General features: G+C 64.8%; 3 protein-coding genes. All 3 read left to right on the forward strand.

Annotated features, from left to right (window positions below):
* Positions 1–1783 (forward strand): autotransporter outer membrane beta-barrel domain-containing protein (locus tag VFE81_RS01360; protein ID WP_325042875.1); only part of this gene is annotated, 1783 nt, incomplete at its 5' end.
* A 118-nt stretch (positions 1784–1901) separates the two neighbouring features.
* On the forward strand, positions 1902–6377 hold the full coding sequence (locus VFE81_RS01365) for a DEAD/DEAH box helicase (protein WP_325042876.1): 4476 nt from the start codon (positions 1902–1904) through the stop codon (positions 6375–6377).
* Positions 6378–6582: 205 nt separating this feature from the next.
* Positions 6583–7833, forward strand: a 1251-nt coding sequence (locus VFE81_RS01370; protein ID WP_325042877.1) for a diguanylate cyclase domain-containing protein, incomplete at its 3' end; no start/stop codon positions are given.

Below are 7833 nucleotides of genomic sequence, written 5' to 3' on the forward strand. Positions count from 1 at the left end.
AGTGAGCGGTGCCGGCGCCCTGACGAAAGCCGGCAGCGGCAGCTTGCTGATGACAGGCGTGAGCACCTATAGCGGCCCAACCACGGTCGCGGCGGGCACCCTCGCGATCGGCGATGCAGCGCATGCCAACGCCGCACTGACGGGCGGCGGCGCCACCACGGTGGCCGCCGGCGCAACGCTCGGCGGCTATGGCAGCGTGACGGGCGCAGTCACGAACAACGGTACGCTCGCGGTGGCGAATGCAGTACCGTCGTTTGCAAGCGCGGGGAACGGCGCGTTCTCGATCAACGGCTCGCTGGTAAATGCCGGACTCGTGCAGATCGGCGGCCCTGCCGCTGCGGGTGTAGGCAACCTGTTGAATGTGACGGGCAACTATGCCGGACAGAACGGCACCATCGGACTGAACACCGTCGTCGCCGGCGACGGCGCGGCATCCGATCGCCTCGTGCTGAGCGGCGGAACGGCCACTGGCTCGACGCACCTGCAAGTCACAAACGTGGGCGGCCAGGGCGCACAAACGGTTGCGGACGGCATTCAACTGATTCAGGCGACCAACGGTGCCACGACAGACGCGAGCGCCTTCACGCTGGCTGCACCGGTGAAGGCGGGCGCGTATTCCTACTACCTCGCCAAAGGCGGTGTGAGCGGCGGCACGACAGACAACTGGTATCTGCGCAATACGGTTGCGCCCCTGCCGCCAGGCGTGACGCCTCCACCGCCGGTCACGACGCCTGGTGAACCACCCGCTGTGGAGCCCGGCGTACCGCTTGCCGCTGAGGGCACGCCGCCTTTGCCTCCCGCACCGGCCGCGGGCTCGGCCGCCACGCCGCTGTATCGCGTCGAAGTACCCGTCTACGCCGCGGCGCCAGGCGTCGCACGTGAACTTGGCTTGATGCAGATCGATACGTTTCATGACCGGCAAGGCGACCAGGCCTTGTTGAACGACAGTGGCAAGTTGCCTGCCGCGTGGGGTCGCGTGTGGGGCGGCCATAGCGTACTCAGCCAGGACGGTGCGGCGAGCCCCCAGTTCGACGGCTCGGTGTACGGCATTCAGGCCGGACAGGATCTGTACGCCGATCGCAGCGCAAGCGGCCAGCGCAATCACTACGGTTTGTTCGTCGGCTTCGCGCGGGCGACCGGCGACGTCGACGGCTTCGCGCTCGGCATGCCCAATCTCGCCGTGGGCCACCTGGCGGTCAACGCATACAGCCTCGGCGGCTACTGGACGCATATCGGCCCGAGCGGCTGGTACACGGACGCCGTGCTGATGGGGAGTTCGTTGACCGTCGATCCGGCCTCGCGCGACGGCCTCAACACAACGACGCACGGCAACGCGGTGACCGGCTCGCTCGAAGGCGGTCTGCCGATTCCCCTCGGCGCGGGGCTCACGCTCGAACCGCAAGCGCAACTCGTGTGGCAACACCTTTCGCTATCCGACTTCAACGATGGCGTGTCGAGTGTCGGCTTCAACAGCGGCAATACTTTCGTAGGACGAATCGGTGCGCGCCTGCAAGGTCAATTCGACGCGTTCGCGACCGCATGGCGGCCTTATTTACGGGTCAGCCTCTTACGCGAGTTCGGCTCCGACGACAAAGTTACCTTCGGCGGCGGGACCGTGATTCCGGGCAACGTCGGGCAAACTGCGGCGCAACTCGGCGCGGGCGTAGTCGGTAAATTCAGCACATCGGGCAGCGTGTTTGCAACGCTCGGCTGGGTGACGAACCTGGGTGGCGCGCACCAGAGAACGGTGACGGGCGATGCAGGAGTGCGGTGGGTCTGGTAGTTTCGCGCAACCGTCGGCAAAGCCGCTAAAAACCTGCCAGACTGATCTCTGATCCTCGAAACAGGCCGGCGTTTGTCGTCCTCTGGATATGGCACGGCGCGTCCCCATCTATGCAAGCATGACTTCCGCTCCGACATCCGCCGCCCTGGCGGCGCCTCCCGATTCTTCGGCGTTCGATCCGGCATTGGAGCCGGCTCCGGACGCCGCTTTGAATCCAACTTTGGGCCCCTTCACGGCCAGCGCGCTGGATGAGTTTCATCCCGCGGTCGCCGGCTGGTTCCTGAAGACCTTCCCCGCGCCCACCGATGCTCAGGCTGCCGCCTGGCCGCAAATCCGCAGCGGACGCTCGACCCTGGTGGCCGCGCCGACCGGTTCGGGCAAAACCCTCACTGCCTTTTTGTCCGCGCTCGACGAACTCGTCCAGCAAGGCCTCGCCAACGGCGGCGTCCTGCCCGACGAAACCCTGGTGGTCTACGTCTCGCCGCTGAAGGCGCTCTCCAACGACATCCGCATCAATCTGCAAGTGCCGTTGCAGGGCATCGCCGCGGAACTCGACGCACGCGGTTTGCCGCCGCTCGACATTCGCACCGCCGTGCGCACTGGCGACACCACGCAGCAGGAACGCAACGCGCTGAAAAAACGCGCGCCGCATATTCTCGTGACCACGCCGGAATCGCTGTACGTGCTACTCGGCTCGGATTCCGGCCGCCGCATGCTGTCGACGGTGCGCACGGTGATCGTCGACGAAATTCATGCGCTCGCCGGCAGCAAGCGCGGCAGCCATCTGGCGCTCAGCCTCGAGCGGCTCGACGCGCTGTGTCAGCGACGCTTGCCGCGGATCGGCCTGTCGGCGACGCAAAAGCCGGTCAGCGCCGTCGCGCGCTTTCTGGTGGGCGGCGCGAGCATCGAAAGCAGTGCTCCCGCTGACTGCGCAATCATCGACGTGGGTCACATCCGCGAACGCGATCTTGCGCTGGAGATTCCGCCGGTGCCGCTCGAAGCGGTGATGCCCAACGAAGTGTGGGAGCGCGTCTACGACCGGCTCGCCGAACTGGTCGCGATGCATCGCACCACGCTGGTTTTCGTCAACACGCGCCGTATGGCCGAACGCGCCGCCCGCCATCTGACCGAACGGCTCGGCAAGGATGTGGTCGCCGCGCATCACGGCAGCCTCGCCAAGGAACATCGTTTCGACGCCGAGCAGCGCCTGAAACGCGGCGAGCTGCGTGTGCTGATCGCCACCGCTTCGCTGGAACTCGGCATCGATATCGGCGACGTCGATCTGGTCTGCCAGATGGGTTCGCCGCGCGCGATCGCGCCATTCCTGCAACGCGTGGGGCGCTCGGGCCACCATGTCGGCGGCATGCCGAAGGGCCGGCTCTTTCCGGCTTCGCGCGACGATCTGATCGAATGCGCCGCGCTGCTCGATTGCGTGCGGCGTGGCGAACTCGACGCGTTGCGGATTCCGCGTGCGCCGCTCGATGTGCTCGCGCAACAGATCGTCGCCGAGGTATCGAGCGCCGAATGGAGCGAAGACGCGTTGTTCGAGATGATGCGGCGCGCGGCACCCTACGCCGCCCTGGAACGCGATCAATACGACGCCGTGCTGCACATGCTGGCCGTTGGCTATACGAGCCGCAACGGTCCGCGTGGCGCCTATATTCATCGCGACGCCGTGAGTGGCACCTTGCGTGGCCGGCGCGGCGGCAAACTGGTCGCCGTGACGTCAGGCGGCACGATTCCCGAGAACGCCGACTATGCGGTGGTGCTCGAACCGCAGGCGATCAATATCGGCACCGTCAACGAAGATTTCGCGGTCGAGAGTCTGGCCGGCGATGTATTCCAACTCGGCAACGCGTCGTACCGGATTCTGCGCATCGAAAGCGGCCGCGTGCGGGTCGAGGACGCACAGGGGCAGCCGCCGAATATTCCGTTCTGGCTCGGCGAGGCGCCAGGACGCAGCGATGAACTGTCGTTCGGTGTTGCGCGTTTGCGTGAGCAGATTGGGCGCTTGCTCGAAGGGGAGGAGGACGACACCGAAGTCATGACCGCGCGCCTCCAGCGCGCGATCGACTGGCTCGTCGACGCGCTCGGTCTCGACGAAGCCGCTGCGCGGCAGATCGTCGACTATCTCGCCCGCGCACGCGCCGCGCTCAGCGTGCTGCCGTCGCAAAACACGCTCGTGATGGAGCGTTTCTTCGACGAGTCCGGCGGCACGCAACTTGTCATCCATGCGCCGTTCGGCAGCCGCGTGAACCGCGCGTGGGGTCTCGCGCTGCGCAAGCGTTTTTGCCGGACCTTCAACTTCGAACTGCAAGCCGCCGCCACCGAAGACGCGATCGTCCTCTCGCTGACCGGCAGCCATTCGTTCGTACTCGACGAGGTGTGGCGCTACCTGCACTCGAACAGCGCCGAGCACCTGCTGATCCAGGCGCTGCTCGACGCGCCGCTCTTCGGCGTGCGCTGGCGCTGGAACGCGACCACCTCCCTCGGCCTGCCGCGCTATACCGGCGGGCGCAAGACGCCGCCGCAATTGCAACGCATGCGTAGTGAAGATCTGCTGGCGAGCGTGTTTCCCGAGCAGGCCGCGTGCCTGGAGAACATCGTCGGCGAACGCGAACTGCCGCATCATCCGTTAGTGGACCAAACCGTCGACGACTGCCTGCACGAAGCGATGGACAGCGAAAGCTGGATTGCCTTGCTGCGCCGCATGGAACAGGGCGACGTGCAACTGGTCGCCCGCGATTTGCCGGCGCCCTCGCCGCTTGCCGCCGAAATCCTCACCGCCAAGCCGTACGCCTATCTCGACGACGCACCGATCGAAGAGCGCCGCACCCAGGCCGTGCTGAACCGCCGCTGGACCGATCCGTCCAGCGCCGATGACCTCGGCGCGCTCGATGCCGACGCGATCGAGAGCGTACGCGACGAAGCATGGCCGCAGGCGCGCACCGCCGACGAGATGCACGAAGCGCTGACCGGCCTCGCCTGCATCACCGAGGCCGAAGCGCGCAATGAAGCGGGCTGGCCGGGATGGCTCGCCTCGCTTGCCGAATCCGGCCGCGCGACCCGCCTGCGGATCGCCGCCGATAACACGCTGTGGCTGCCCGCCGAGCGCCTGACCTGCTTCCAGGCGCTCTACCCGGACGCTCCATTTGACCCACCGCTCACCGCGCCGAAAGGCTACACCGACACCTGGAGCGCCGACGACGCACTCCTCGACGTGCTGCGCGCCCGGCTGACCGGCTTCGGCCCACTGCCGGTACGCGCGATTTCACAGGCACTGATGTTGCCTGCGGCATCCGTCGAACAAACGCTGGCGCGTCTCGAAGCGGAAGGCTATGTGATGCGCGGCCGCTTCTCGCGAGGCGCAACGGAAGAAGAATGGTGTGAACGTCACTTGCTTGCGCGGATCCACCGTTACACGGTGAAACGCCTGCGACGCGAAATCGAGCCGGTGGAACGGCACGACTTCATGCGCTTTCTGTTCGAGTGGCAGCATCTGACGCCGGACACGCGCGCCGAGGGACGCGACGCTTTGGCCGCCGTACTCGACCAGCTGGAGGGTTTTCAGGCCGCGGCAGCCGCATGGGAAGAAGACATTCTGCCGGCGCGCGTCAAGGCCTACGCGAACATTTCGCTTGACGAACTATGCCGCGCCGGCAAGATCGTCTGGACGCGTCTGACCGAGCGGGCACGCAGTGCGGCGGGACCGGTGCGCAGCACGCCGATCGTGCTTTTGCCGCGCGCCCAGGTGCGCGTCTGGCGCGCGCTGATCGACGCATCGAAACAACCGGAGTTGTCGGCCCGGGCGCAGAGCGTCTATGACACGCTATCGCAACATGGCGCGATGTTCTTCGACGAGTTACTGACCGAAGTAAGCGGCTTGCGTATTGAACTGGAGAATGCGCTGGGCGAGCTGGTTGCAGCGGGTCTCGTGAATTCCGACAGTTTCGCCGGCTTGCGGGCGTTGTTGAAACCCGTCGCCAAACGCAGTGCTTACTCGAGTAGCCGCCGTGTCAGATCGAGCGCATTGATCGGAGGAATGGACGACGCGGGACGCTGGGCGCTGGTCACCCGGCAGCCCGTTGTCGCTGCAACGGAAACTCCGCCCGCGCACCGTCAGCAGTTCGCCCCCGAAGTACTCGAACATATTGCAATGACTTTGCTGCGCCGCTATGGCGTGGTGTTCTGGCGTTTGCTCGTACGCGAGGCCGAATGGTTGCCGCCGTGGCGGGATCTGTTGCGCGTATTCCAGCGGCTCGAAGCGCGTGGTGTCATTCGTGGCGGACGGTTTGTGAATGGCCTCGCGGGTGAACAGTTTGCGCTACCGGAAGCGATTCCATTATTGCGTGAGGTTCGTCGGCATGCGAACGATGGTGCTTTTGTGTGCGTCGCCGGAACCGATCCTTTGAATCTTGCCGGCACGTTGCTGGTCGGCGAGCGGGTGCCTGCTGTGGCGGGGAATCGGATTCTGTATCGGGACGGGGTCGTTGTCGCGACGCTTGTTGCAGGGGCTTTCTGGTTTGACCCCTCGGTGGAAGCGATTTCCGCGGAACGGGAGCACGCCCGGAGCCTATTGGCCCGGCGGTTCTGAGGCGGTGTGGAGCGGTTTGGAGGCGTCGCGCCAGCGCGCGGCTCATATAAAAGCCTAAAAAAGCGAGCCATCCCAGCCGTTAATGTTTATAGGCCCGAACTGCAGCCGCTTCGCTACAATGGGCCAGTCTTTAAGTATGATGAGACTGTCTGCCGCCAACCCGGCTTCACGAGCCGCTCACCGGCACACACCGCCCGGGGATTTCATGAATGACGACCAACACGATCAAGTGCTTTTTGCGCAGTTCGGCACAAGCAGCCCTTGCTGGCGTCTGTCGAACGACAGCAACGCACTGGAGCTCGCGCCCGTCACCGGCGACGTGCCAGCCAATGTCGCCATTCCTCTGAATCCCCAACAGGCTTCGCAAATCCGTTGCCTCACCGGCATCACCTCGCATCTCGTCCTCGACGTGCGGCTGTTCGGCGAACCGCTGCGCCTGCATCTCGTCGGTAAAAAACTCGCCAGCAATACATGGGCAGGCACCGCCTCCGCCTACGACGACACGGAATCCGTCGCGCGCGATCTGGTGCACGGTCTCTCTTTCGCCGAACAGGTCGTCTCCGAAGTCAATTCGGTTGTGGTTATCGTCGACAGGCACGGCCGTATACAGCGTTTCAACCGTCTCGCCGAGGAACTCACCGGCGTGAAGGAAGAAGACATCGTCGGCCGCAATGTGTGGGCGCTGTTCATGACCACCGAATCCGGCGCGGCGTCGAGCCAGAACATCACGGGGTTCTTCAATCGCGGCGTCTCGTACGAAGTCGAGCGGCGCGTGAAAACCCTCAACGGCGAACGGCTCTTTCTGTTTCGCAATAAGTTCGTTCAGAGCGGCAGCGGCGTCGAAGAACAGTTTCTGATCTGCTCGGGCACCGACATCACCGAGGAACGGCTCGCGCAGGAACGGCTCACCGAACTGGCGAATACCGATTCGCTCACCGGTCTCGCCAATCGCAACGCGATCCAGGACAAGATCCGTACCGCGATCGAAGAAGCCAGTCCTGGCGAATCGGTCGGCATTCTGTTCCTCGATCTCGACAACTTCAAGAAGGTCAACGACCACTACGGCCATGTCTTCGGCGACCGGCTGATCCGCGATGTGTCGGCTGCCATCCGCACCTGCCTGAACGAAGACGATGCGCTCGCGCGCCTCGGCGGTGACGAGTTCATCGTGCTCGCCGCCAAAGGCACCGCTCATGATCTCGAAGCCACCGCGCAACGTATTCTCGAACGTCTGCGCACCCCGTTCAGCCTGGGGCTCGTCGAGGTCTATACCGGTTGCTCAATTGGCATCGCGCTGTGTCCGGAACATGGCAACAACCTCGAATCGCTGACCCGTTCGGCGGACACGGCCATGTACGTTGCCAAAGATGAAGGCAAGCGCACCTACCGCGTGTTTTCGCCCGACATGGACCGCAAGGTCGCCGAGTACATGTGGCTCGACACCAATCTGCGACGC

It is taken from the genome of Paraburkholderia sp. (genome assembly GCF_035656215.1).
Taxonomy (GTDB): Bacteria; Pseudomonadota; Gammaproteobacteria; order Burkholderiales; family Burkholderiaceae; genus Paraburkholderia.

What these genes read in the sequence shown, in the direction of transcription:
- VFE81_RS01365 (WP_325042876.1), top strand. Translation starts at nt 1,902, where the DNA reads ATGACTTCCGCTCCGACATCCGCCGCCCTGGCGGCGCCTCCCGATTCT.